The sequence below is a fragment of the Roseibium sp. RKSG952 genome, from assembly GCF_009711355.1.
In genome coordinates this window covers 15,823-40,555 of record NZ_SMMF01000947.1, presented here as the reverse complement: position 1 = coordinate 40,555, position 24,733 = coordinate 15,823, and the positions used below count along the sequence as shown (strand labels likewise).

The 24,733-nt window shown below is 57.6% G+C and carries 23 protein-coding genes and 2 pseudogenes; 17 read left to right on the top strand and 8 right to left on the bottom strand.

What is annotated here, in order from left to right:
- The 4 genes and pseudogenes from E1297_RS31185 to E1297_RS31170 form a co-directional block, all read left to right on the top strand.
- Positions 1-384, top strand: a pseudogene (locus tag E1297_RS31185) (aminotransferase); the annotation flags it as partial.
- Between the two features lie 63 nt (positions 385-447).
- On the top strand, positions 448-1,533 hold the full coding sequence (gene hisC, locus E1297_RS31180; RefSeq protein ID WP_155144894.1) for a histidinol-phosphate transaminase: 1,086 nt from the start codon (positions 448-450) through the stop codon (positions 1,531-1,533).
- Positions 1,530-2,450, top strand: coding sequence for a prephenate/arogenate dehydrogenase family protein (locus tag E1297_RS31175; RefSeq protein ID WP_155144893.1), 921 nt, complete (start codon positions 1,530-1,532; stop codon positions 2,448-2,450). Before hisC ends, E1297_RS31175 begins: the two co-directional genes overlap by 4 nt.
- Complete coding sequence (locus E1297_RS31170; protein ID WP_155144891.1) at positions 2,447-3,307, top strand: extensin family protein; 861 nt, start codon at positions 2,447-2,449, stop codon at positions 3,305-3,307. Before E1297_RS31175 ends, E1297_RS31170 begins: the two co-directional genes overlap by 4 nt.
- Here the strand turns inward: E1297_RS31170 and E1297_RS31165 are convergent.
- On the bottom strand, positions 3,304-4,305 hold the full coding sequence (locus E1297_RS31165) for a DUF2125 domain-containing protein (protein ID WP_155144889.1): 1,002 nt from the start codon (positions 4,303-4,305) through the stop codon (positions 3,304-3,306). The two genes, E1297_RS31170 and E1297_RS31165, sit on opposite strands and share 4 nt — an antisense overlap.
- Positions 4,306-4,374: 69 nt before the next feature.
- On the opposite strand from E1297_RS31165, the gene E1297_RS31160 reads away from it, so the two are divergent.
- From E1297_RS31160 to E1297_RS31150, 3 genes are all read left to right on the top strand, one after another.
- The gene (locus E1297_RS31160; RefSeq protein ID WP_155144888.1) at positions 4,375-4,905 is read left to right on the top strand and encodes a gamma-glutamylcyclotransferase; all 531 of its coding nucleotides are present in this window, start codon (positions 4,375-4,377) and stop codon (positions 4,903-4,905) included.
- A 68-nt stretch (positions 4,906-4,973) separates the two neighbouring features.
- A complete protein-coding gene (locus E1297_RS31155) occupies positions 4,974-6,152 on the top strand; it encodes a biopolymer transporter ExbB (protein ID WP_155144887.1) in 1,179 nt (392 codons plus the stop codon).
- Between the two features lie 3 nt (positions 6,153-6,155).
- Positions 6,156-7,898 (top strand): peptidoglycan -binding protein, encoded by a 1,743-nt coding sequence (locus E1297_RS31150; protein WP_155144886.1) that lies wholly within the window; start codon positions 6,156-6,158, stop codon positions 7,896-7,898.
- Positions 7,899-7,930: 32 nt separating this feature from the next.
- Here the strand turns inward: E1297_RS31150 and E1297_RS31145 are convergent, their stop codons facing one another.
- Positions 7,931-8,818 carry a YHYH protein gene (locus E1297_RS31145; RefSeq protein ID WP_155144885.1) on the bottom strand — a complete coding sequence of 296 codons (888 nt, stop codon included), beginning with the start codon at positions 8,816-8,818 and terminating at the stop codon, positions 7,931-7,933.
- A gap of 570 nt (positions 8,819-9,388) precedes the next feature.
- On the opposite strand from E1297_RS31145, the gene E1297_RS49925 reads away from it, so the two are divergent.
- The gene (locus tag E1297_RS49925) at positions 9,389-9,898 is read left to right on the top strand and encodes a phosphotransferase (protein WP_209016104.1); all 510 of its coding nucleotides are present in this window, start codon (positions 9,389-9,391) and stop codon (positions 9,896-9,898) included.
- A 180-nt stretch (positions 9,899-10,078) separates the two neighbouring features.
- On the opposite strand, the pseudogene clpA reads toward E1297_RS49925, so the two are convergent.
- A pseudogene (gene clpA, locus E1297_RS31135) lies at positions 10,079-12,340 on the bottom strand (ATP-dependent Clp protease ATP-binding subunit ClpA); the annotation flags it as partial.
- 174 nt (positions 12,341-12,514) lie between these two features.
- The gene (gene gloB, locus E1297_RS31130) at positions 12,515-13,282 is read right to left on the bottom strand and encodes a hydroxyacylglutathione hydrolase (protein ID WP_155144883.1); all 768 of its coding nucleotides are present in this window, start codon (positions 13,280-13,282) and stop codon (positions 12,515-12,517) included.
- Between the two features lie 61 nt (positions 13,283-13,343).
- Here gloB and E1297_RS31125 point away from each other — a divergent pair, with 61 nt between their 5' ends.
- The 7 genes from E1297_RS31125 (at position 13,344) to E1297_RS31095 (ending at position 19,717) form a co-directional block, all read left to right on the top strand.
- Positions 13,344-14,078: a class I SAM-dependent methyltransferase gene (locus E1297_RS31125; protein ID WP_155144882.1), complete on the top strand. Its 735-nt coding sequence runs from the start codon at positions 13,344-13,346 to the stop codon at positions 14,076-14,078.
- A 313-nt stretch (positions 14,079-14,391) separates the two neighbouring features.
- Positions 14,392-14,952 carry a F0F1 ATP synthase subunit delta gene (locus E1297_RS31120; protein WP_209016103.1) on the top strand — a complete coding sequence of 187 codons (561 nt, stop codon included), beginning with the start codon at positions 14,392-14,394 and terminating at the stop codon, positions 14,950-14,952.
- Positions 14,953-16,491: a F0F1 ATP synthase subunit alpha gene (gene atpA / locus E1297_RS31115; protein WP_155144880.1), complete on the top strand. Its 1,539-nt coding sequence runs from the start codon at positions 14,953-14,955 to the stop codon at positions 16,489-16,491.
- A 15-nt stretch (positions 16,492-16,506) separates the two neighbouring features.
- Positions 16,507-17,382, top strand: a complete 876-nt coding sequence (locus tag E1297_RS31110) for a F0F1 ATP synthase subunit gamma (protein ID WP_155144879.1) — start codon at positions 16,507-16,509, stop codon at positions 17,380-17,382.
- 18 nt (positions 17,383-17,400) lie between these two features.
- Entirely contained in the window at positions 17,401-18,825 is a 1,425-nt protein-coding gene (gene atpD / locus E1297_RS31105) for a F0F1 ATP synthase subunit beta (RefSeq protein WP_155144878.1), read from the top strand.
- A 12-nt stretch (positions 18,826-18,837) separates the two neighbouring features.
- Positions 18,838-19,248, top strand: a complete 411-nt coding sequence (locus E1297_RS31100) for a F0F1 ATP synthase subunit epsilon (protein WP_155144877.1) — start codon at positions 18,838-18,840, stop codon at positions 19,246-19,248.
- Positions 19,249-19,366: 118 nt separating this feature from the next.
- Positions 19,367-19,717, top strand: coding sequence for an H-type lectin domain-containing protein (locus E1297_RS31095; RefSeq protein WP_155144876.1), 351 nt, complete (start codon positions 19,367-19,369; stop codon positions 19,715-19,717).
- Positions 19,718-19,740: 23 nt separating this feature from the next.
- Here E1297_RS31095 and E1297_RS31090 read toward each other — a convergent pair whose 3' ends face one another.
- Both E1297_RS31090 and E1297_RS31085 read right to left on the bottom strand, forming a co-directional pair.
- Positions 19,741-20,475 carry a M15 family metallopeptidase gene (locus E1297_RS31090; protein WP_196223448.1) on the bottom strand — a complete coding sequence of 245 codons (735 nt, stop codon included), beginning with the start codon at positions 20,473-20,475 and terminating at the stop codon, positions 19,741-19,743.
- A 260-nt stretch (positions 20,476-20,735) separates the two neighbouring features.
- Positions 20,736-21,755, bottom strand: a complete 1,020-nt coding sequence (locus tag E1297_RS31085; protein ID WP_155144874.1) for a ribose-phosphate pyrophosphokinase — start codon at positions 21,753-21,755, stop codon at positions 20,736-20,738.
- A gap of 108 nt (positions 21,756-21,863) precedes the next feature.
- Between E1297_RS31085 and E1297_RS31080 the strand changes: the two genes are divergently transcribed.
- Positions 21,864-22,466 (top strand): 2-hydroxychromene-2-carboxylate isomerase, encoded by a 603-nt coding sequence (locus E1297_RS31080; protein ID WP_155144873.1) that lies wholly within the window; start codon positions 21,864-21,866, stop codon positions 22,464-22,466.
- The gene (locus E1297_RS31075) at positions 22,463-23,293 is read left to right on the top strand and encodes an alpha/beta fold hydrolase (protein ID WP_209016102.1); all 831 of its coding nucleotides are present in this window, start codon (positions 22,463-22,465) and stop codon (positions 23,291-23,293) included. Before E1297_RS31080 ends, E1297_RS31075 begins: the two co-directional genes overlap by 4 nt.
- Before the next feature lie 2 nt (positions 23,294-23,295).
- On the opposite strand, the gene E1297_RS31070 is transcribed toward E1297_RS31075, so the two are convergent.
- Both E1297_RS31070 and E1297_RS31065 read right to left on the bottom strand, forming a co-directional pair.
- Entirely contained in the window at positions 23,296-24,330 is a 1,035-nt protein-coding gene (locus tag E1297_RS31070) for a low specificity L-threonine aldolase (protein ID WP_155144872.1), read from the bottom strand.
- Positions 24,330-24,733 (bottom strand): YcgN family cysteine cluster protein (locus tag E1297_RS31065; protein WP_155145045.1); only part of this gene is annotated, 404 nt, incomplete at its 5' end. The genes E1297_RS31070 and E1297_RS31065, both read right to left, overlap by 1 nt.

The window sequence follows — 24,733 nt, the reverse complement described above, 5'->3', positions numbered from 1 at the left end:
GGGGCGGATAATCCGCATCGTCTGCCGATCTTTTCATTCCTTGTTCGGGATAACTCGGGGCAGCCGGTTCATCAGCAGCTGTTTACCCGCATGCTCAGTGACATCTACGGCATTCAGGCCCGTGGCGGATGTGCCTGCGCCGGCCCCTATGCCCATCGTCTGCTGGATATTGACCGCGAGACTTCCGAGCAGTTGCATGCGGCGTTGTCAGCAGGCGAAGAGATGAAGAAACCCGGCTGGGTGCGTCTGAATTTCTCATATCTGATGAGCGAGGAGACGGTTCAGTTCATAATCGACAGCGTCAATGACCTGTCGCACCGGACCGAGGAATTCGCACCCTATTACAACGCCGACCCGGCGACAGCGCGCTTCAAAGCCGCCTGAGGGAATTGCCGCTTTTCTCAAGGCGTTGAGAAATGTATGAGGGGCGCAATCAAGGAGCCCCTCATGAACCAGATCATTCCGCAACCCGGCATCATGGACATCGCTCTGTATCAGGGCGGCAAGTCCCATGTCGAAGGCGTGGCGAATGTCATCAAGCTCAGCTCGAACGAAAACCCGTTCGGACCCAGCCCCAAAGCGATCGAGGCCGTGCGTGATAGCGCGACCACCCTGCATCGCTATCCAAGTACCGATCACTATTCTTTGCGCGCAGCCATTGGTGAGCGTCACGGGCTGGATGCTGACCGGATCATCTGTGGTGTGGGCAGCGACGAGGTTCTGCAATTCGTGGCGCAGGCTTATGCCGGTCCGGGTGATGAGGTGGTCTATACTGAGCACGGATTTTCCATGTACCCGATCATCGCGCGTATGGCGGGGGCGACTCCTGTCATGGTGGATGAGAAGGATCGCAAGGTTGATGTCGACGCAATCCTTGCGGCTGTGACCGGGCAAACGAAGATCGTCTTTGTCACCAATCCGGGCAATCCCACCTCAACCATGATTTCGGATGCCGAGCTTACACGTTTGGCGGAAAAACTTCCTGTCGATTGCCTGATGGTAATCGACGGGGCCTATGCCGAATTCGTAGATGGTTTTGATGGCGGGGCATCACTGGTGGATCGTTTTGAGAACGTCATCATGACCCGAACCTTCTCCAAGATTTACGGGCTGGGCGGGATGCGTGTCGGCTGGGGTTACGCGCACCAGTCCATCATTGATGTGCTGAACCGGGTGCGCCAACCCTTCAACCTGTCTTTGACTGCGTTGGCTGCGGCTGAAGCAGCGATACGCGACGTGGAGTATGTCGAGTTCTGCCGGTCCGAAAACGCGCGTCTGCGCACGTGGTTGTCCGAAAAACTGGAAGAGATCGGCGTGCCATCTGACGCATCGAATACTAATTTCATCCTTGCCCGCTTTTCGGATCTGGCCGAGGCCGAGGCCTGCGATGCCTATCTGCAATCTCAGGGTTTGATTGTACGCAAGGTTGCGGGCTACAACCTGCCGAACGCCCTGCGGATTACCGTAGGCGACGAAGAAGCCTGCCGCCGTGTGCTTGCGGCCATTACCACGTTCAAAGGGGGCGCCGCATGAGCCAGATTTATGACCGGGTGGCGCTGATCGGCTTGGGTCTGATCGCATCGTCGATGTTTTGGGCCATCAAACGCGCAGGTCTTGCAGGAGAGGTGACGGGATATGCCCGTTCCGAAGACACCCGTGAAACCGCGCGGCGCATCGGACTGTGTGATCGCGTCTGTGACACTGCGCAAGAGGCGGTCGAAGGCGCTGATCTCGTGGTGCTTTGTGTGCCTGTTGGTGCGATGGGACCGGTGGCGCAGGATATCGCCCCGGTGCTGAAATCGGGCGCAACTGTCACGGACGTCGGCTCAGTCAAGCGTCACGTGATCGAAGCTGTCGGGCCGTATATCCCCGACGGCGTGCATTTTGTTCCCGCTCACCCTCTGGCTGGAACCGAGCATTCTGGTCCGGAATCCGGATTTGCCGAGCTCTTTGACAATCGCTGGTGCCTGTTGGTTCCGGTTAAGGGTTCTGATCCCGACGCCGTCGCACAACTGCGAGCGCTTTGGGAAGGCATGGGCGCCAATGTCGATGAGATGGACGCTGACCACCACGATTTGGTTTTGGCGGTGACGTCGCATGCACCGCACCTGATCGCTTATACGATGGTGGGTGTTGCGGATGATTTGCGGCGGGTGACAGATACTGAGGTGATCAAATATTCGGCCGCCGGTTTCCGTGATTTTACGCGGATCGCGGCCTCGGACCCGACAATGTGGCGTGATGTGTTCCTGACGAACAAGGACGCAACGCTTGAGATTCTGGGCCGTTTCACTGAAGAGCTCTTTGCCCTGCAGCGCGCCATCCGAACCGGCGATGGAGAGCAGCTGTTCGATTACTTCACCCGTACCCGGGCCATCCGGCGCGGCATCATTGATGCCGGTCAGGATACGGATGCCCCGGATTTTGGACGAGGAAAGGCCACGACATGAGGCTTGTTCGAGGCGGTTTTCTGATCTGTTTTGCAGCGTTGTCGCCAGTCACGGCTGGTGCGAAACCCCTCGAAACCTCTTTGGTTCCTGTTGCGCGACCAATTGCTGATACCAACAATGTAACTGCGATGCCGGCGCTACTTCTGGCCAGTGCAGCGCCGATTGCAGCGATTCCAAAGATACAGCCAAAGCTGAGGCCTGAGTCTCCTCAGGTGATGGCCGCTGCGGCACGACCTGCGGATCTGCCTCTGCTCAGCCCTGATGTATCTCTGAAACCATATCTGCGCCCTGAGACGCTTGAGCAGGAGATACTTTTCAAGAAAAGAAAGCTCCGCAAGAACTCAGTATGCGGTGATATCGCAATTCAGGGCAAACCTGTCGGGAAAGTGCCGGGTAAGATCAAGGCCTGCGGCATCAAGGATGCCGTGCAGATCACATCGGTATCCGGAGTGAGGCTAAGTCGCCCGTCGACCATGGATTGCGGTACCGCCATCGCGTTAAACAACTGGGTCGACAAGTCGGTCAAGCCCACCTTCAAACGCCGTGGCCCGATTGTTGAGCTACAGGTTGCGGCGCATTATGCCTGCCGCACCCGGAACAATCGCAAGGGCGCGCGAGTTTCTGAACACGGCAAGGGTCGGGCCATTGATATCTCGGGCTTTAAAATGGCCGATGGCGAGGTTGTGACAGTCCTCAATGGCTGGCGCAAGAATCCCTCGCAGAAGCAATTGATCAAAGTTTGGCGTGGCGCATGTGGGCCGTTTGGTACTGTGCTGGGGCCCAACTCGGACCGCTACCACCGGGACCATTTCCATCTGGATACAGCCCGTTATCGCAGCGGCCCGTACTGCCGCTAGCGCAGTATCAGCCGCGGTGCAGGGCCCAATGGCAGCGGGCCCAACGCCACGAACCCGTCACGGAAATTCAGCTGCAGATCCAGTGAGTTGGGATTGCCGCCCAGACCTGCCAGCAGCTTCAGCGCGCGGGTGACCGGATCAACTGCCTGATCGGGCAGGGCGCCTGCGGCATTGGCCATTGCGATCATGTCACGCCAGTTCTCCGCTTTGACGGCGATCTCACCGGTCGGAATTCCCTGTTCGTCAACGTTCAACTCTCCGGTGGCGAACAGGCGCAGTTCACCCCATTTGACCTCAGCAAGCCCGAGATCGATGGCGACAGGCTGCGGGCGGCGTTGTTCCAGCGCACTCCGATCCCACGGCTTGTCAAACGTAACCGTCATGTCCAATTCCAGCGTCTCGAAGGATTGCGGAAGCGAAGCAGCGGTCCGCATAAGGCCGCGAAGGTCTTCACCCGGGGTGAACCCATCAATGGTTGCCGTGACGGCGTAAATCTCCGGCGTTTCACTTTGCGCCATGATCAGGCCAAGTGTGTCACCCGCTGCTGAGGTCTCATCTTCCCGCGAAATGGTCCATGGTCCTGCGGTAAGGGCCATCTTTTCCAACTCCAACGCGACCCCCGGCTGCAATTGCAGCTCTGCCTGTAGCTCGCTGGCCTGAATGGTCGCCGTTTCATCGAAGTAAGACAGGCGCTGCGGCGTATCGGCAAAACGCAACACCTGACGTCCGGGCCAGATTGCAGGGCTTTGGAACTCGATCCAATCCGCGCTCCATGCTGTGCCGTTGACGGGATCGGCCAGTGCCGGATTATCCAGCCGTGTCATGTGGTGGGTCGGATATCCTGCCGTACCCACATCCGAGAAATCAGCCTGCCAACCCAATTGCTGCTGCTTGTCGAACCAACTGGTGACCGCGCTGCGCAGCCCGTAGCCGGCGACGAACCAATAGGCGCTCCAGACAATCGTTAAAAAGATAAGAACTCGTATGAGACCGCGCATGAGAATAATGGCCCTTTTTCCTGCCTCGGAATTGATGTTTATAGGCGCAAACGGGCAAGGACCAGTGCAATGACAATGTGGGTATTCGGATATGGATCGCTGCTGTGGAATCCCGGATTTCCCGTGGCGCGCAGCGAACGTGCTACTTTGCATGGATATGCCCGCTCATTCTGCATGAGTTCGATCCACCATCGCGGAACCGAAGACAAGCCAGGCCTTGTGTTGGCGCTGGATGAGCAACGTGATGCAAATTGTACCGGTTTGGCCTTGGCCGTCGAAGCCGGACATGAAGAGCGTACGCTGGACGAGCTGCGTGAACGTGAGTTGATTTCTTCGGCCTATGTCGAGCGTATGCTGGACGTTGATCTGGACAATGGACAGGTCGTAAATGCCGTGACTTACGTGATTGATCCGCATCACGTTCAGTATTGCGGCGGCATGCCGTTGGAAGAGCAGGCAAATATCATCGCCCATGCGGTGGGCGGACGCGGTCCGAACACCGAATATCTGTACAATACAGCTGAACATCTGGCCGAAATCGGACTACGCGATCCGGATCTTGAGTGGTTGTCGCAACGGGTCCGCAGTCTTACTGCATAAACCCTTGGCCTAGCGACTGTTAATTCGGTAGGTTTGCCTCAGAGCAGGCAATACCAGGAATGACGCGCATGGCGCAGGCACAGCAGGGCGCGAGACCGCAATTCTCGCATCCCATTCGTCAGATCGTGATGATGTTGATCGCAATTGGCTTGTCGGGCCTTGGGGTCTTTATGGCGCTGCCTTATGTGCTGCCCGTCTTTTACGCGAATCCCTACCTGAACGGTTTCATCCTGCTGGTCTTCGTCATCGGCGTATTCGCCTGTTTCTATCAGGTAACCCAACTGATCGGATCAGTTCGCTGGATCGAAGCCTTTGTCGGCGGTGTCGAAAGAGATGACACCAGCCCGCCGCAGCTGCTGGCACCGCTTGCATCGTTGCTCCGCTCGCGCGGGGCGCGCTCGCAAATCAGCTCGACCTCTACCCGATCGATTCTGGATTCGGTCGCCGAACGGATCGAGGAAGAGCGTGAGATCACGAGATACATCACGAACGTTCTGATCTATCTTGGCCTTTTGGGCACCTTCTTTGGTCTGGCCACAACGGTTCCTGCCATTGTTGACACGATCCGCAGCCTGAACCCGCAGGAAGGTGAGGAAGGGCTGGCGGTATTCAACCGTCTGATGACAGGGCTTGAAGCCCAGCTGCAAGGCATGGGCGTGGCCTTTGGATCGTCACTGCTGGGTCTTGCCGGATCGCTGATTGTTGGTTTGCTCGAGCTGTTTGCGGGACATGGCCAGAACCGCTTCTATCGCGAGCTTGAGGAATGGCTGTCGACGATCACCCGCGTCGGATTTTCTTCGGGCGATGAAGGTGGTGCAGAACTGGCTGTCTTGACGCCGGTTCTGGATGCGATGTCCGAGCAGATGGATGCGCTGCAGGATCTGTTCTCAGCGCAGGAGGAGGAAAGAGCGGAGGTTTCTGCCAAGCTGGGACAGTTGGTGAACGTTATTGGCGATATGAACCAACGTCAGTCCGAAGGCGAAGGTGTGACAGCGGCGCTCGAAAGGGTAGCGCTGAGTCAGGATGCCCTGCTGGATCACATGCGCGAACATGGTGCAGGCGAAGGGATCGATGCAGAAAGCCGGATGCGCCTGCGTTCAATGGACGTACAGTTGCTACGTATTCTCGAAGAGATTTCTGCAGGGCGACAGGACAGCATGAACGAATTGCGCAAGGATTTTGAGCTGCTGGTCAAGGCGCTGACTCTGCCACGCGGCGCCGTCCGCACGACGTCCGAGGGAGAATAACGGATGGCACTATCCCGGCGTACCGGTCAACGTTTTCAGGGCTCTGTCTGGCCCGGATTCGTGGATGCGATGACGGGTCTTCTGATGGTGCTGACCTTTGTGCTGACCATCTTCATGGTGGTTCAGTTCGTGCTGCGCGAAACGATTTCCGGACAAGAGGATGAACTGACCGCCTTGTCTGACGAGGTTTCGGCCCTTGCAGCGGCCCTCGGTCTGGAAGAACGCGAAAACAGCCGGCTGCAAGCCCGGCTCGGGGCGTTGAACACGACGCTTTCTCAGGCCGAAAGCGATCTGACGCAGGCGCAGGCCCTGATTTCATCGCTTACGGCAGAGCGGGACAGGCAGGCTGTAGCGCTGGATGAGGCGCAGCTTCGCATTACGGATTTTGAGGCGCAGGTCGCCGCGTTGCTGGCGGATCAGGAACGTGCGCTTGGCGATATCGCAGCCCTCGAAACACAGCGCGAGCAGCTTCTGAGCGAACAAGAGGCTCTGAATCTTGCCTTGGCTCAAAGCCGGGATGAGATTGACGCTCAGGCCGAAGCCGCACGTCTTGCCGCCGCTCGGCGCGAAGCACTGGAGGCTCTGGTTGCCGATCTTGAACAAAGCGGTGAAGATCGTTCAGCCCAGATCGCGGCACTCGAACAACAGCTCAGCGATGAAGAGGCCGCAAGGCTGGCCGAGGCTGCCGCAGCCGAAAACCTGCGCAACAGATTGCAGGATGCCGATGCCGAGTTGACCGCTATGACGCTGGCGTTGGAAGCCCAGCGTAAAGAGGCCGAGGAAACCCTGACCCTGCTGGCTGCTGCACAAGCGGCCCGGGCCGAGCTTGAGCGTCAGTTTGGAGCGCTGGATAACGAAGAGCTGCAGGCGCAGCTGAGGGCGGCGCTGGAGGCGCAGACACAAGCACAACTGGAGGCGCAGTCTCAGAGAACACTGGCCGCAGAACGCGAAGCGCTTCTGGCTGTTGCACGCGAGGCAATCTCTGCTGAAAAGGCAATCTCGGCAAAGGCGCAACGCGAAACGGCTCTGCTGAACCAGCAGATCGCAGCATTGCGTGGCCAACTGGGATCGCTGCAAGCGCTGTTGGATGACTACAAGGATCGCAATGCTGCGGCCGAGGTTCAGATCCAGACGCTTGGACAGGACCTGAATGCTGCGTTGGCCCGCGCTGCATCCGAGGAACGGCGACGCCGCCTGTTGGAAGAGGCCGAGCGCATTCGCCTGGAGGCGGAAGCCGAAGCATTGGCGGGGCAGAATCTGGAACTGACTGCTCAGGCCGAAGATCTGCAACGTTATCGGTCCGAGTTCTTTGGCCGACTTCGGGATGTTCTGGGCAATCAGGAAGGCGTCCGTATCGAAGGCGACCGGTTCGTGTTCTCATCCGAGGTTCTGTTTGATACGGGCTCGGCTGTCTTGTCCCCGGAAGGGCGCCAGGAGGTTGCGAAGGTCGCCGAGATCCTGCGCAGCGTTGCTGCCGAAATCCCCGAGGGTCTGAACTGGGTGATCCGGGTCGATGGCCATACAGACAACGTTCCTCTGGCCGGTTCCGGTCGCTATCGCGACAATTGGGAACTGAGCCAGGGCCGCGCCTTGTCCGTGGTGCGCTATATGGTCGACGCGCTGGGTATTCCGCCAAATCGACTTGCTGCGAACGGTTTTGGTGAGTTCCAGCCCGTCAACCCGGCGAACACGCCGGAGGCACGGGCGCAAAACCGGCGGATCGAGCTGAAACTCACCGAAAGATAACGTCAGAACTCGCTAACCAATGCGTGGGTCGGTCAGCGCCGCCCGAAGCGAAAACTCTTGTCTGGTGAACCTGCAAAGCACCGGGGTATGACCGGATATTCCTCGGTCAGAAAGTAGGCGTAGGTTCCCTCCGGATACTCGGGAGAAGTGGTGAATGCGCCATTGCACTCGTCCAGAGTTCCGAGCCCGGGAATATAGGCGAAATCCTCGTTGAAAGTGCCATCGTACTTGCCATCGGGTGCGCGACCCCCTGGACGGTTGCCGCTTTTCAAACGATAAGACGACGTCATTTCCGTCACCTTCCCGTTCACAACGCCTGTCATTGTGTAAATCGGGAAACCGTCTGCGGCGAACCCGATCAGTGGAGAGTGCCTGTCCGATGAATAGTCCAGCAGTTCAATGAAACCCGTCGGAATGCCGTGGTAATGGTACTTCCCGTTTGGTTGAACGTGCGCATGGTTCTCATCAAGTCCCAGCGCGATTGCGCCGCCTAATGCGTTGTAGGACCAACCCGATCTGGGATCACCGTGCCAAAACTCGGCTGCCAGCGGATCGAACACTACACCGTTCAGTGACACGCCAAAGTTCCAGCCCAGTTCAAGCGGCGTGACTGTCCCCTTGGGCTTTGGGTTGGCCGGTACCTTCAAGCTTACATTCTGCGCGGAAATACTGTGTGGGTTACCCCGGTTGGGAAAGCGCCCGACAAGATGGTCGGGAATTCCATTTGCCGAGACGCGGATAGCTTTGCGGGTCTCGGAAATCTCAGAGGTACTGGCGCCTGGATCGACAGTGGCAGCCACTAAATTCAGGGGCCGGGTTTTCGTTTCGTCGTGATATCGAAATCTGTGCTGAGCGGTGGCAATGGCTGCGATGGCCGACAGGGCGAAAGCAGCACTCCAAATAGCGACGGTCTTGGTCATCAAATTCCCTTTCGCGTTTCAAACGTAACTATGAAACGCGAGGGGAGAACAATTCCGTCGAAATATGTGTACTGCGCCTGCGCAAATGCATAATTGCCCGGTTACAGAGCAACGGCGCCATCAGATTTGCAAGGACATCATTTGTGTCAGTTTGCTGCCAACAGTGGAGGGTGGGGGCCGCACTTTGCTGCCGACCAGGGCTTTGGGTTTCTGGATTAACTCGGCTTTCTTCACGGACGCTCGGACCAAACCAAACAAGGCTTGCGAGCAATACCTTCGGACCGAACTGAATTTCACTAAGCGGTATTGACCAATGCCACATCCTAAATTGCAAAAAAATGATCGGAACCGACCGGAATGTTGACCCTCATAAGGTGAAATGTACGCGCGGAATTCCTATCTATTACCTGAGGTTAATCGGAGCAGAACGTGACGGACAAGAAGGCAGAGATACACAATTCAGTGGATGAGGCGTTGCGCGCCCCATATCAACGTGTGACTTTTTGCCAGTCCCAACGAGGTACCCGGTTTTGGCTAAAACGCATTGAGCGTTTTGCGCCGCACCTTTGGTTGGTCAAGGGCAAGCCTGAACAGGCGTTTGACCGAGATCGGCGGGCTCATCGTTTTCTCTGGAGCCGCGGCGCGGCTGTACCGAGGATATTAGCGGAAGGCTCGGGTTTTATAGCGGTTGAAGACGCCGGCACCAGCCTGACCAAGCTTTGTAAGAAAGCAAACGTTGCGACCGCGGACAAACTCAAAGCATGCCGCGCCGCTGGGCAGGCCTTGGCGCGTTTACATTCGGCAAATCTGGCACATGGGCGCCCGGCCTTTCGAGATATGTGCTGGAGCGGGCGCCAGATTCGGTTCATAGATTTTGAGTATTTTGTGCCCACCAAGGCTGGGCGGTTTCGCAAAGCACGCGATGTCGGCATTGCGATCCTGTCTGCCTTGTCTCAGGGGGTTAATGGGCCGCGCTATGCGCACAGCATCCTGTCGGCCTATATCGCGGCACAGGGCAGCCAATCGCAGCAGTTACCGGTGCCTTCCCCGGTGCGAAGCAGTCAGCCACGCATCCGCTAATACCGTCGGGTTCTCAGGCCCAAACCCGCCCTTAGTTCCGTCATGCAATCATGCTGTTGGTCTCAGACGAAAAAACCCGCCTTGATAGGCGGGTTTTCTGTTTGAAGGGTTGCGCAATCAATCTGCGGTGAGCAATGGCGGTTTGTCGCCAGGAATACGCGGCTGATCAGGGCCGAGAATTTCCAGATTCAACTCGCCTTTCAGCACAGACACGCGGACCACACCGCCTTTGGCCAGCTTGCCGAACAGGAGCTCCTCGGCCAGAGGCTTCTTGATGTGTTCCTGAATGACACGCCCCAGTGGACGCGCGCCCATCTTGTCGTCATAGCCTTTGTCGGCCAGCCACTCGGCGGCCTTTGGCGTCAGGTCGATGGTCACATTACGATCCAGCAATTGTGCTTCAAGCTGCAGTACGAACTTCTCGACCACCTGCAGGATGACCTCTTTCGGCAGCGGCGCGAACGAGATCACGGCGTCCAGACGGTTACGGAATTCCGGCGTGAACATGCGTTCGATGGCGGCGGTATCCTCACCTTCGCGGCGATCACGGGCAAAGCCTATGGCGGCCTTGGCCTGTTCCTGAGCGCCCGCGTTCGAGGTCATAATCAGAACCACGTTGCGGAAATTCACCGTGCGGCCGTTGTGATCGGTCAGCTCACCGTGGTCCATCACCTGCAACAGGATGTTGAACACGTCCGGGTGCGCCTTTTCGATCTCATCCAGCAGCAGCACGCAATGCGGATGTTGGTCGACGCCGTCGGTCAGCAGACCGCCTTGATCGAACCCGACATAACCCGGAGGTGCACCGATCAGACGGGAAACCGCGTGTTTCTCCATGTATTCCGACATGTCAAAGCGCAGCAGTTCCACACCCAGCGTATCGGCCAGCTGTTTCGCCACCTCGGTTTTACCCACACCGGTCGGACCGGCAAACAGGTAGTTCCCGATTGGCTTTTCAGGTTCTCGCAGACCGGCACGGGCCAGTTTGATCGCGCTGGACAGCGCTTCAATGGCCTCATCCTGACCAAACACCACCCGTTTCAGCGAGGCTTCGAGATCTTTCAAAACCTCGGCATCATCCTTGGTGACGTTCTTGGGCGGAATGCGCGCGATCTTGGCGACAACCGCTTCGATCTCTTTGACGCCAATGGTCTTGCGACGTTTGCTTTCCGCGACCAGATGCTGTGCAGCACCGGCCTCGTCAATCACGTCGATCGCCTTGTCCGGCAGCTTGCGATCGTTGATATAGCGCGCGGCCAGTTCCACGGCAGTCTTGATTGCATCCGCAGTGTATTTGATCTCGTGATGCTCTTCGAAATACGGCTTGAGGCCGCGCAGGATTTTCACGCTGTCCTCGACCGAAGGCTCATTCACGTCGATCTTCTGGAACCGGCGGCTGAGCGCGCGGTCTTTCTCAAAGTGCTGACGGAACTCTTTGTACGTGGTTGAGCCCATGGTGCGCAGCTTACCGCCCTGCAGGGCAGGTTTCAGCAGGTTCGACGCATCCATTGCGCCACCGGAAGTGGCACCTGCACCGATTACGGTGTGGATTTCATCGATGAACAGCACCGCATCCGGGTGATCCTCAAGTTCGGTCACCACCGCTTTCAGGCGTTCTTCAAAGTCACCGCGGTAGCGGGTGCCAGCCAGCAAGGCGCCCATGTCCAGCGAGTAGATCGTGGTGTTGGACAGCACATCGGGTGCTTCACCGGCCACGATCTTGTGGGCCAGACCCTCGGCAATCGCAGTCTTGCCAACACCTGGATCACCCACCAGCAGCGGGTTGTTCTTGCGGCGGCGGCACAGCACCTGGATACAGCGCTCGACTTCCGAGGCGCGACCGATCAGTGGATCAACGTCACCTGCGCGCGATTTGGCGTTCAGGTCCACGCAGTACTTACCAAGGGCGCTCTCTTTCTGTTCGGATTCGCTCGCGGCAGGTTGCGCTTCGTCCTCGACCTGGTCGGCACCCGTCACAGGGCGGTTTTCGCCATAGGCCGGATCTTTCGCCACTCCATGCGCAATGAAATTCACCGCGTCATAGCGGGTCATATCCTGTTCCTGCAGGAAATAGGCCGCATTGCTTTCCCGCTCGGCAAAGATTGCCACCAGAACGTTGGCGCCGGTGACTTCGGTACGGCCTGAGCTTTGAACATGGATTGCTGCGCGTTGAATGACCCGCTGGAAGGCAGCTGTTGGAACCGCTTCAGAGCCGTCGATATCGGTGACCAGATTTGACAGGTCCTCATCGATGAACTCGACCAATGTACTGCGTAGTTCGTCCAGATCGACACTGCAGGCTTTCATGACGCGGATCGCATCCGGCTCTTCCAGCAGCGCAAGCAGCAGATGCTCAAGCGTTGCGAATTCATGACGCCTTTCATTCGCTGCCGCCAGGGCCGCGTGAATGGCTTGTTCTAATGTGCTCGAGAATGAAGGCACGCGGGTGCTCCTCTGTATTGGGCCGGAAGGGGGTCGAGTATCGGCAGGATCCCCATCCCAACCATGTCCTCATACTATTAGAGTTTGGTTGATCGCGCCCCGGCTTCAAGGGTTTTCTTTCACTTGACAGTCACATTTCCCGTGACCGTGGCCGTGAGGAGCGTCAAATAAGCCCTAAAACCGGTCTTTTCTAGACCGGATTTCTGCAAATACGTCTGCAGGGTCCGCGCCCTCCATCCCCAAATACGCCAGAATCGTCGGGTCAGCGGCACGCAAAAACGGGTTTGTTGACTTTTCCAGGGCCAGTAATGACGGCACGGTCGCTTCTCCGGCAGCGCGTGCGCGATCGATATCGGCGACACGTTTCTTAAGGTCGGGGTTGTCGGGATCGACCGTGACGGCAAATCTGGCGTTGGATTGCGTGTACTCGTGACCTGAACAGACCAGCGTATCATCCGGCAGGGCAGCGAGTTTGCTGAGCGAGGCCCACATCTGTGCGGCATCTCCTTCGAACAGGCGTCCGCATCCCAGCGCCATCAGGCTGTCGGCTGTGAACACGACGCTGCTTTTGGGCATGTAATATGCAACGTGACCGACAGTGTGGCCCGAAACATCCAGCACCTCGACCGGTTCACCGCCAACCTCGAATGTATCGCCCTCGGAAACTTGCAAGTCTAAAGGAGGCAGACGATGCGCGTCTGCCGCCGCCCCAACAACTTTTGCGGGGTGTTTCTCCAGGATGGAGGCCAGACCATCCACATGATCCCAATGGTGATGCGTCAGCAGAACATGGCTCAGTTGCCAACCACGCTTTTCAAGGGCCGCTAGAATCGGCCCGGCTTCGGGGGCATCAATCAGTGCGGTTTCGCCGCTGGTGGCGTCATGGGCCAGAAAGGCGTAATTGTCGCTGAGGCAAGGAATTGTGACGATCTCAAGAGGCATGGCCTTTTGCCCTTTCGTTGCTAGACTGCGCCCAGCTAAGCCGATTGACCGGGTGTCCGCAATGCATCTTGATGTGCAGGATCTGAGGAACTTTTACTACCGCAGCACGCTGGGGCGGGCGGCGCAGGCGGCCATTCGCGGTCGGTTGATCGATTTCTGGCCCGAAGCCAAAGGTCAGACCGTCGCTGGATTTGGTTTTGCCGTCCCTTTGTTACGTCCATATCTGGCTGATGCCCGTCGAGTGATTGGCCTGATGCCTGGCCCGCAGGGGGTAATGCCCTGGCCCGCAGGTATGCCCAACGTCTCGGTCCTCACCGAAGAGACGATGTGGCCGATTGAAACCGGGCATGTAGACAAGCTGGTCGTCATGCACGGGCTTGAGAACTCAGAAAGACCAAGCCAATTGCTTGATGAGTGTTGGCGCGTTCTGGGGCCGGGAGGCAAGGCTATGTTCATCGTGCCAAACCGGGGTGGCCTCTGGTCCAGGTCTGATCGGACACCCTTTGGCTTTGGTCATCCTTATACTGCCAGTCAGCTTGAGAAGCAGCTCAAAGCGCATCACTTCGTGCCCGAGAACCATTGTTCCGCGCTCTATATGCCTCCGTCATTCCGCCGGTTCTGGCTGAAATCCGGGAACCTGATTGAGAGAACAGGCCAGCGCATTCCGTCTGTGATGGCAGGTGGCGTGTTGATGGTCGAGGTGAGTAAACTCATCCGGCCTCCCAGTGGCACCGTGACCAAGGACGCTGAAAAACGCCCGATCAAAGCGCTGGATGGGTTGCTAAAGCCTGCCTGATCTCTTTGTGCCCCGGAGCGGTATTGCGGCGGCCAAAAATGCGGGAAAAAGGTCACAGGAATCGCAAAAACCTGCAAGTTGGTAACATTTTTCAACCGGATCGGCTGATAAAAAGGGTCGCACTCAACTTAAGTGCATGAATTTAAACAGATTGTGGATAAATCCGTCACCACTATAATATGTTGCGAGCTGGGTTCGGCTCTGCTAGACCCCCGGTGATTTTGATCCCCGACCGTCTGGCCGGGGTTTCTTCACGCCCCCGGGGTAGCTGCCGCAACGCGAATTCGGGGCCCAAAATATCGGAAGGGTGGACGTGTCCGAACCAGCTTCGATTTCCACAGGCATCGCCGAGCGCTATGCCACCGCGATCTTTGAGATCGCAAAAGAGAATAATGACCTTTCAGGTCTGGAAACCGGCATCAATGATCTGGCAGCAGCTCTGGGCGAAAGCGCCGACTTGCGCGACCTGATCGCCTCGCCGCTGGTTTCACGCTCCGAACAGGAAGCAGCGATTACCGCGATTGCCGACAAGATGGGTCTGCACACCATCCTGCGCAACACGCTGGGCCTGATGGCTGAGAAACGCCGCCTGTTTGTTATTCCGCAACTGATTCAGGTCCTGCGTGACATGCTGGCGGATGAGCGCGGTGAAGTGACCGCGGATGTTGCGTCGGCCAAGGCGCTGACCAAAACTCAGATGGAAAAACTGTCCAAGACGCTGTCCGAGCGTGTGGGCAAGACCGTAACAATCAATGCGACCGTTGATGAAAGCCTCATCGGCGGTCTTGTCGTTAAAGTGGGCTCGAAAATGATCGACAGTTCGATCCGTTCGAAGCTGAACTCCCTACAGAATGCAATGAAAGAGGTCGGATAAATGGGAATCCAAGCTGCAGAGATTTCTGCAATCCTGAAGGACCAGATCAAGAATTTTGGTCAGGAAGCCGAAGTGGCCGAAATCGGCCGCGTGCTGAGCGTCGGTGACGGGATTGCCCGTGTATACGGCCTGGACAACGTGCAAGCCGGTGAGATGGTCGAATTCCCCGGTGGCATCATGGGCATGGCGCTGAACCTGGAAAGCGACAACGTCGGTGTCGTTATCTTCGGTTCCGACCGTGACATCAAAGAAGGTGACACTGTTAAGCGCACCAACTCGATCGTGGACGTTCCGATCGGTGACGAGCTGCTGGGCCGCGTTGTTGACGGTCTGGGTAACCCGCTGGACGGCAAAGGCCCGATCAACGCAACCAAGCGTGGTGTTGCAGACGTTAAAGCGCCGGGCATCATCCCGCGTAAATCGGTTCACGAGCCGATGGCAACCGGCCTGAAATCGGTTGACGCGATGATCCCGATCGGCCGTGGCCAGCGTGAGCTGATCATTGGTGACCGCCAGACCGGTAAAACCGCCGTTGCTCTGGACGCGATCCTGAACCAGAAAGTCTACAACGAAGCAGCAGGCGACGACGAGTCGAAGAAGCTGTACTGCGTGTACGTTGCGATCGGTCAAAAGCGTTCGACCGTTGCTCAGCTGGTGAAGAAACTGGAAGAATCCGGTGCGATTGACTACTCGATCGTTGTGGCCGCAACCGCGTCCGACCCGGCCCCGATGCAGTTCCTGGCACCCTACGCCGCAACCGCGATGGCCGAATACTTCCGTGACAATGGCCGCCACGCACTGATCATCTATGATGACCTTTCGAAACAGGCTGTTTCGTATCGTCAGATGTCGCTGCTGCTGCGCCGTCCGCCCGGACGTGAAGCCTATCCTGGTGACGTTTTCTACCTCCACTCCCGTCTGCTGGAGCGTTCGGCTAAGCTGAACGAAGACTTCGGTGCGGGCTCGCTGACCGCTCTGCCGGTTATCGAAACTCAGGGTGGTGACGTTTCGGCGTTTATTCCGACCAACGTGATCTCGATCACCGACGGTCAGATCTTCCTTGAAACTGAACTGTTCTACCAAGGCATCCGCCCTGCTGTGAACACCGGTCTGTCGGTTTCGCGAGTGGGCTCTTCGGCTCAAACCAACTCGATGAAGTCGGTTGCGGGTCCGGTTAAACTGGAACTGGCTCAGTACCGCGAAATGGCTGCGTTTGCGCAGTTCGGTTCAGACCTTGACGCCGCAACTCAGCAGTTGCTGAACCGTGGTGCACGTCTGACCGAACTGATGAAACAGCCGCAGTACTCGCCGCTGACCAACGCTGAAATCGTCTGCGTCATCTTCGCCGGCACCAACGGTTACCTCGACAAGATCGACGTGTCCGATGTTGGCCGTTACGAAGCTGGCCTGCTGGCGCATCTGCGTGGCAAGCACGCGGATCTGCTTCAGTGGATCACGGACGAAGATCCCAAGATCAAGGGTGACGCTTCCGACAAGATCAAGGCTGCGCTGGACGAATACGCCGCAACCTTCGCTTAAGGGAGAGGCGGGCATATGCCAAATCTTAAGGACCTTAAAAACAGGATCGAGTCGGTCAAATCGACCCGCAAGATCACCAAGGCCATGCAGATGGTCGCGGCTGCAAAACTGCGCCGCGCCCAGGAATCTGCCGAAGCCTCGCGTCCCTATGCCGAGCGGTTCAATGCTGTGATGGCGGGGCTGGCGGCTTCGGTCGGGGGCAGCGACAGCGCCCCCAAGCTGCTCCGTGGTACGGGCAGTGACGATGTCCATCTGCTGGTTGTCATGACAGCTGAACGCGGCCTTTGTGGCGGCTTCAACTCGAACATCGCCAAGCTGGCCCGTGTCAAAGCGGAAGAGCTGCGCCTGAAAGGCAAGACAGTCAAAGTTTTGACCGTCGGCAAGAAGGGCCGCGACGCGCTCAAGCGTGATTTTGGCGATCTGTTCGTTGGACATATCGACCTGAGCGAGGTCAAGCGCATCGGTTACACAAACGCGCAAGACATCGCGAAGGACATCCTGTCCCGCTTTGACGGGGGTGAGTTCGACGTTGCCACGATCTTCTACTCGAAGTTCGTAAACGTTGTGACCCAGATCCCGACAGCACAGCAGGTCATTCCCGCCTCGTTTGAGGAAACCGAGGGTGACGACAGCGGTGCGGTATTCGACTACGAGCCCAGCGAAGAGGCCATTCTGGCCGACTTGCTGCCCAAGGGGGTTGCGACCGCGATCTTCTCGGCTCTGCTCGAAAACGGAGCGTCTGAACAGGGTGCACGGATGTCCGCAATGGACAACGCGACGCGCAACGCGGGTGAGATGATCGACAAGCTGACGATCCAGTTCAACCGTTCGCGTCAGGCCGTGATCACCAACGAGCTGATTGAAATTATTTCCGGCGCCGAAGCGCTGTAAGAAAACCGGAGACGAAACATGGCGAATGCAAAAGGCAAAGTCACACAGATCATCGGGGCCGTCGTCGACGTGCACTTCGAAGATCAGCTGCCTGAAATTCTGAACGCGCTGGAAACCACCAACAACGGCAAACGTCTGGTGTTGGAAGTTGCTCAGCACCTGGGTGAAAACACTGTCCGCACCATCGCGATGGACGCGACCGAAGGTCTGGTCCGTGGCGAGGAAGTAACCGACACAGGCGCACCGATTTCGGTTCCGGTTGGCAATGCTACTCTGGGCCGTATCCTGAACGTTGTCGGCGAGCCGATCGACGAAAAGGGCGACGTTGTTGCATCTGAAACCCGCGCAATCCACCAGCCCGCACCTGCGTTCGACGAACAGTCGACCGAGTCGGAAATCCTGGTGACCGGCATCAAGGTCGTGGACCTGCTGGCCCCTTACGCCAAAGGCGGTAAGATCGGCCTGTTCGGCGGCGCCGGCGTTGGTAAAACCGTTCTGATCATGGAACTGATCAACAACATCGCAAAAGTGCACTCGGGCTTCTCGGTGTTCGCGGGTGTTGGTGAACGGACCCGTGAAGGGAACGACCTGTACCACGAGATGATCGAATCGAACGTTATTAAGCCCGACAACCTGTCGGAATCGCAGGTGGCCCTGGTTTACGGTCAGATGAACGAACCTCCGGGAGCACGTGCACGTGTTGCTCTGACCGGCCTGACACTGGCCGAGCAGTTCCGCGACCAGTCCGGCACCGACGTTCTGTTCTTCGTCGACAACATCTTCCGCTTTACGCAGGCGGGTTCCGAGGTTTCGGCTCTGCTGGGTCGTATTCCTTCGGCGGTGGGTTACCAGCCGACGCTGGCCACCGACATGGGCGCCCTGCAGGAACGCATCACCTCGACCAAGTCGGGCTCGATCACCTCGGTTCAGGCGATCTACGTGCCTGCGGACGACCTTACCGACCCTGCGCCGGCAACTTCGTTCGCCCACTTGGACGCGACCACCGTTCTTAACCGTGCGATCTCGGAAAAGGGTATCTACCCTGCGGTTGACCCGCTCGACTCGACTTCGCGTCTGCTCGACCCGGCCATCGTTGGTGAAGAGCACTACAAGGTTGCGACCGACGTTCAGCAGATCCTCCAGCGCTACAAGTCGCTGCAGGACATCATCGCCATCCTCGGCATGGATGAACTGTCGGAAGAGGACAAACTGACCGTGGCCCGTGCCCGTAAGATCGAACGCTTCCTGTCGCAGCCGTTCGACGTGGCCGAAGTCTTCACCGGTTCGCCCGGCGTTCAGGTTCCTCTGGATGTGACCATCGCGTCGTTCAAAGCGGTTGTCGCTGGCGAATACGATCACCTGCCCGAAGCGGCCTTCCTGATGGTTGGCGGCATCGAAGAAGTGATCGCCAAAGCGGAGAAGATGGCCGCAGAAGCCGCCTAAGGAGTATCCCTGATGGCAAACACGATGCAATTCGACCTCGTCAGCCCCGAGCGGAGCCTTGCTTCGCTCGCGGCCACCGCGGTCCAGATTCCCGGCGCGGATGGGGACATGACGGCAATGCCCGACCATGCCCCCACAATTACCACGCTGCGCCCGGGCATCCTGAAGGTCGAAGCACCCGAAGGGTCCAGCGAATACCTGGTCACCGGTGGGTTTGCTCAGATCAACGGCGATGGCCTGTCGGTTCTGGCCGAAAAGGCCATTCCGGTAGCCGAAGTGACCCGGTCGCATCTGGACGACCTGATCGCTGAGGCCCGCGCTTCGCACGAGGCGGCAAAGACTGGCGATGATCAAACCATCGTCGACGATGCTGCCAAGCTGCTGGCCGACATGGAAGCCCTTGGGACGCACATGAGCCTGTAAGGCTCCGTGACTTTCTGATCATTATGAACGGCTCCGCTAGGCGGGGCCGTTTTTTTTATTGGTGATTTTCCTGCTGGGGCAGGCTAAGGCTTTTATATTCAAGTACAAAGATCACAGAATGAAAACTTTTCGGACCCATCCCATCGGCATCGACCAAGGCGAAGTATTGTTGTTTTCGGAGTTTTCCGACGGTGGCAGCATGTGGACTGGTCAGGGGCCGCGCGAAAGGCGCAAATCAGTTAGGTTCAGTCAGCCGTTCCGGTCGCCTCCGGTTTTACAGATTGGTGTCTCCCTCTGGGATGTGGATACCTCGTCGGCGTTGCGTGCCGAAGTGAAAGCCGAGGACATCACGGCTGAGGGCTTCAACGCTGTGTTCCGTACATGGTCCGACACCCGCATCGCCCGCATTCGTGCCGCATGGACCGCGATCGGGGAAGTGGCGCACGAGGATGACTGGGATATCTCCTGAACGTGCCTGCTCTGGCCTGCAAGCTATGTCGACGCGGGGCCATACCAAGCATGCTTTGGTTCGCCAGCGGCAGCGAGTGACCGATTTGCCGCCCAAAGCTGCGTTCCAAGATCGAAATGCCACCATTCATATGCGTAATTCGTGAATCCGGCACTGCACATCGCCCAGTATAATAGTCGACGATTTTGCAGAGCCTCCTGATCGCTGAGCGACAATTGTTCCGGATCGCCATCCACCGAACACAGGATCTCTTCGAAATAGGTGGTGTGCGTAATGTCCGAGGGATCATCGAAAATTCCGCCGAAGAATAGGTGTTCCTTAGTATCTTTGTTTCGCAACGTCAGATCGATCGCGCCTCCGGTGATGTGCGTCGGCCAAGTGCGCGCGTCATCGGGGGCAAAGCTGCGGGGGTCGGAACAATACCGGCCCGCAAAGGCGATACATTCCTCATCTGTCGGGGCTTTCAATGACCTGCGCGCCCGGGCAACAAAAAAGTCCCAAAGCTCCTGCTGAACCGAGAGCGGGCGAAATCCATTCAGCGCATAAATCTCAATGCCCAGATTGGTGAGCTCTTCATTGATATCCGCAAGCCGTTCAGCCAGAGATTTGCGAACTCGCACCTCTGGGTCCGAAGTTGCAAAGCAACGTCGGTAGGGCGTGTTCAGGCCGTCCCTGCGGGCGTAGAAATTGAAACTTGGTATCTCGTATTCAGCCAGATCGACCAGAGGTTCCTGAGCGCGCGGATCACTTTGGTCCACAGGGAACTCTTGATAGTCCAAAGCTGTAGGAGGGTTTGTGGTTACGGGGATCGGACGTTCTCGAAACGTGGAGTATTCCAGCAACAACCTGTCCTTTTTGGCTACGGAGCAACATTCAGAGCGCGTGCAACGACATTGGGTCATTGCAAACATTATATGGGTCGCAGTCAAGAAGGTTGGGAAGGCGGCCATCTGCAGTTATCGTCGCGCAGTTGACCAGAAAGGAAACCGGGCGGCCTCAGCAGGCCGCCCGTTTTGGATTACTTCGCGTGATACAGCGACTCGTAGATCGGTGTCAGCGTCTTGTCTTCGAATAGCGAAGAAACACTTGTGCCGTTCCAGATATTCAGGATCGCCTGTGTGAAGATCGGTGCTGTTGGCACGATACGGATATTCGATGCCTTTGCGATTTCAGGCGTCGGTTGGATGGTGTCGGACAGAACGAGCGACTTCATGACCGAGTTGGTCACTCGCTCAACAGCAGGGCCGCTCATGACACCGTGCGTGATGTACGAGTGAACTTCCTTGGCACCGTTATCCATCAGAACCTGTGCCGCTTTGCAGAGTGTTCCGGCGGTGTCGCAGATGTCGTCGACGATCAGGCAGATCTTGTCTTTCACATCACCGATAACTGTCATCTCAGCAACTTCACCCGCCTTTTCGCGGCGTTTGTCGACGATGGACAAAGGTGCACCGATCCGCTTGGCCAGCTCACGAGCACGGGCGACGCCACCTACATCCGGCGAAACCACCATGATTTCATCCATCTGTTCCTTGAACTGGTTTTTCACGTCCAGAGCAAAGATCGGCGAGGCATAGAGGTTGTCCACGGGCATATCGAAGAAGCCCTGAATTTGGGCGGCGTGCAGGTCCATGGTCAGGATGCGTTCGATCCCCGCGCCGGTCAGCATATTCGCGACCAGCTTGGCGCTGATCGGTGTGCGGGCCTTGGTGCGGCGGTCCTGACGGGCGTAGCCAAAGTAAGGAATGACTGCGGTGATACGCTGCGCTGATGAGCGGCGCAGTGCGTCGGCGATGATCAGCAGCTCCATCAGATTGTCGTTGGCCGGGTTCGAGGTCGGCTGGATGATGAACATATCCTCGCCGCGCACGTTTTCGAAGACCTCGACAAAGATCTCACCGTCGTTGAACCGTTCGACACGTGCGTCGACCAGACCCTGGTCAACACCGCGATGCAGGCTCATTCGGCGGGCAATGGTTTCGGCAAGAGGAAGATTGGCGTTCCCAGCGATTAGCTTGGGTTCGTGAAGTGTCGGCATCGGCTGAAAATCCCCGGGCAGCAATGGCAATGTGACAGATTCGTGATGTTGACACCGCTTAGCATGGCCTTACCGTCCCGCAAAGATAACGTAGCGGAGAAAGTGCACATGGCCGACATTGACTACTTTTTTGCGACACTGTCGCCTTATTCCTATCTCGCAGGCATGCGACTCGAGGAAGTTGCGGCGAAACATGGTGCAACGATCGCCTACAAACCCTTGGACATTATCGCACTGTTCGGCCGTACCGGGGGAACGCCGCCCAAAGACAGGCACATTTCCCGCATAGAATACCGGGCGCAGGAGCTGCTGCGCCAATCTCGCAATCTGGGAATGGACTTCAATCTGCAGCCCGCGCACTGGCCAACAAATGCAGCGCCGTCATCATATGCAATCATTGCCGCCATTCAGGACGGTTCAGGCGATGTGGGTAAACTGTGCCATTCGATCCTGCGGGCCTGCTGGGCCGAGGATAAAGACATCGCGCAGGATGATGTCATCCGGGATTGCCTGACGCGGGCGGGATTTGATCCCAAACTGGCTGACAGCGGCCTGTTGCTAGGCGCCGAAACCTACGCAGCAAATCTTGAAGAGGCGGTGGATCGCGGCGTGTTTGGTGCACCGTTCTACATCACGCCGGATGGTCAGCGGTTCTGGGGGCAGGATCGGCTGGATGATCTGGACCGGCATCTGGCGGAGGCCAAGGGGTGAAGGACGAAGCCTCATCGTCGCAAGCGACTTTCGTCCGGCATTTGGGGGAAGGGGAGCGCAAAGTGCTCGCCCTGCACTGCACCATAGCCCACTCAAGGGCCTGGGCCGGATTGGCCGCCGCGCTGAAGGATGAGGCGACACTGATTGCACCGGACATGCTGTTTCACGGGCAAAGCCCGGACTGGGATGGTGAGGGCGATGTCTTTGAAGCTGTAACAAGACAGGCTCTGGATCAACTGACCGAGCCATTGGATGTCATCGGCCATTCGTTCGGCGGGATGATCGCATTGCGGCTTGCCATCGAATATCCCGAACTTGTGCGTAGTGCCGTCCTAATCGAACCCGTGTTTTTCGCTGTCGTGAAACAGGATGCGCCACATCTGGTTCAGGACCATGACCGCGAGGCTCAGCCCTATCTGACTGCACTGGCCGCGAAGGACAACAGGCTCGCTGCACGGTTGTTCAATCGGATGTGGACTTTGGATGACGGCCCCCGTTGGCCGGATTTACCCGAACGAACACGGGCAGCAATGGAGCGGGGTATCCAACTGGTCGCCCCGGTTGAGGATGTATTGTTTGATGACCGGCTTGGTTTGTTGAAAGCCGGTCAACTGGATCGCGCGACGATGCCAGTCCTGCTTTTGCGGGGATCACGGACACAGCCCACGATTCAGGTGATCAACACCGGACTTCAGAACCGTCTGCCATCTGCATCGGACCGAGTGATAGATGGGGCAGGGCACATGCTGCCCATATCCCATCCACACGAAACGGCTGAACAGATACTCAGGTTCTGGGGTGCAAAAGAGAACGCTCGGTCAGAATAGGCTCAGAGCAGCGAAATGAATTGGTCGATCTGGTCTTCGCCGATCGACCAGTCACACACCAGTCGGCAGGCCAGCATTTCATCTTCGTCTTCGCCTTCCAGCTCAGCGCCCCACAGATGATAGACCGCACCGGCGTCGTGCAAGGCGCGGTGTTTGCTGCGCGGGAAGCTGGCGAAAATCATGTTGGCTTGGGGCTCGTGCAAGAACTCAGCACCTGCTGCACGCAGGCCATCGGCGAGGCGGGCGCAGTTGCCATTGGCCTGACGCGCTGACCTCAGCCACAGATCATCCTGCAGATAGGCCGCCATTTGCGCCGACAGATAGCGGTGCTTGGAAAACAGATGCGCCCCGCGTTTGCGGCGCAGCTCGAACTCCCAGGCTTTGCTCTCGTCAAAAAAGACTACCGCTTCGACCCCCATCAGACCGTTCTTGGTGCCGCCAAAGCTGACGGCATCTACACCGGCCTTCCACGTCATTTCAGCAGGTGAGCAGTTCAGCGCGACCATCGCATTGGTGAAACGTGCGCCGTCCAGATGCACAGGCAACCCATATTCCTTGGCGACGCCGCACAGCGCCTGCAGTTCGTCTAGCGAATAAACCGACCCACGCTCGGTCACCTGCGTGATCGAAACCGGACCACGCTGAGGGCCGTGAACACCACGGGTTTCTTCGGCAAGGATCGACCCACGCAGGGCTTCGGGCGTCATCTTGTCCTCACCTGGAACCAGCGTCAGCTTGGCACCGCTGTAGAATTCCGGCGCGTTGCATTCATCCTCGTGGATATGTGCAACCGGTGAGCAGAATACGGTTTCCCATGGCTTTGTCAGCGTGGCCAGAGCCAATGAGTTTGCAGCAGTTCCCGTGGCGACAAGATAGACTGCTGCCCCCGGCGCTTCGAAAATACCGCGGATCTGATCGCGCACTTCGTTCATCAACGTGTCTGTGCCATAGGCCATCTGATAGCCTTGATTGGCCTCGGTCAGCGCGGCCAGAACTTCCGGATGAACCGGTCCGGAATTGTCAGAGGCGAAATGCATCAGATAGGCTCCTCAATTATGTATTCTTCCCACTCGTCCTCGGGAGTTTCGAACTCCGAGACGGTGCGTCCCTGAACCGATACGCCGGCGGCATGGACGCTGTTCGGCGTACCAGACAGCAACGGGTGCCAGTCGTAAAGGGGTTTGCCTTCCCAAAGCAGCCGATAGGCGCAGGTTTGGGGCAGCCAGTAGGCGTGTTCATCAATATTGTCCGGCGTCATTACGATGCATTCCGGAACAAACTGATGCCTGATTTCGTACTGCGTGCAACGGCAGGATTCATCATCCAGCAAGCGGCAGGCAACGCAGGTCAGGGCAACCTCGCCGCTGTCCTCATCCTCCAACTTGTTCAGGCAACATTTGCCGCAACCGTCGCACAAAGCTTCCCATTCGCGCTTGTTCA

Coding starts and splice junctions, on each gene's coding strand:
- E1297_RS31070 (WP_155144872.1), bottom strand. CDS start 24,330: ATGCATTTCGCCTCTGACAATTCCGGACCGGTTCATCCGGAAGTTCTG.
- E1297_RS31095 (WP_155144876.1), top strand. CDS start 19,367: ATGAAAACTTTTCGGACCCATCCCATCGGCATCGACCAAGGCGAAGTA.
- E1297_RS31100 (WP_155144877.1), top strand. CDS start 18,838: ATGGCAAACACGATGCAATTCGACCTCGTCAGCCCCGAGCGGAGCCTT.
- E1297_RS31150 (WP_155144886.1), top strand. CDS start 6,156: ATGGCACTATCCCGGCGTACCGGTCAACGTTTTCAGGGCTCTGTCTGG.
- E1297_RS31085 (WP_155144874.1), bottom strand. CDS start 21,755: ATGCCGACACTTCACGAACCCAAGCTAATCGCTGGGAACGCCAATCTT.
- E1297_RS31165 (WP_155144889.1), bottom strand. CDS start 4,305: ATGCGCGGTCTCATACGAGTTCTTATCTTTTTAACGATTGTCTGGAGC.
- atpD (WP_155144878.1), top strand. CDS start 17,401: ATGGCGAATGCAAAAGGCAAAGTCACACAGATCATCGGGGCCGTCGTC.
- E1297_RS31170 (WP_155144891.1), top strand. CDS start 2,447: ATGAGGCTTGTTCGAGGCGGTTTTCTGATCTGTTTTGCAGCGTTGTCG.
- E1297_RS31125 (WP_155144882.1), top strand. CDS start 13,344: ATGCATCTTGATGTGCAGGATCTGAGGAACTTTTACTACCGCAGCACG.
- hisC (WP_155144894.1), top strand. CDS start 448: ATGAACCAGATCATTCCGCAACCCGGCATCATGGACATCGCTCTGTAT.
- E1297_RS31175 (WP_155144893.1), top strand. CDS start 1,530: ATGAGCCAGATTTATGACCGGGTGGCGCTGATCGGCTTGGGTCTGATC.
- E1297_RS31155 (WP_155144887.1), top strand. CDS start 4,974: ATGGCGCAGGCACAGCAGGGCGCGAGACCGCAATTCTCGCATCCCATT.
- E1297_RS31110 (WP_155144879.1), top strand. CDS start 16,507: ATGCCAAATCTTAAGGACCTTAAAAACAGGATCGAGTCGGTCAAATCG.
- gloB (WP_155144883.1), bottom strand. CDS start 13,282: ATGCCTCTTGAGATCGTCACAATTCCTTGCCTCAGCGACAATTACGCC.
- E1297_RS31160 (WP_155144888.1), top strand. CDS start 4,375: ATGACAATGTGGGTATTCGGATATGGATCGCTGCTGTGGAATCCCGGA.
- E1297_RS31080 (WP_155144873.1), top strand. CDS start 21,864: ATGGCCGACATTGACTACTTTTTTGCGACACTGTCGCCTTATTCCTAT.
- atpA (WP_155144880.1), top strand. CDS start 14,953: ATGGGAATCCAAGCTGCAGAGATTTCTGCAATCCTGAAGGACCAGATC.
- E1297_RS31145 (WP_155144885.1), bottom strand. CDS start 8,818: ATGACCAAGACCGTCGCTATTTGGAGTGCTGCTTTCGCCCTGTCGGCC.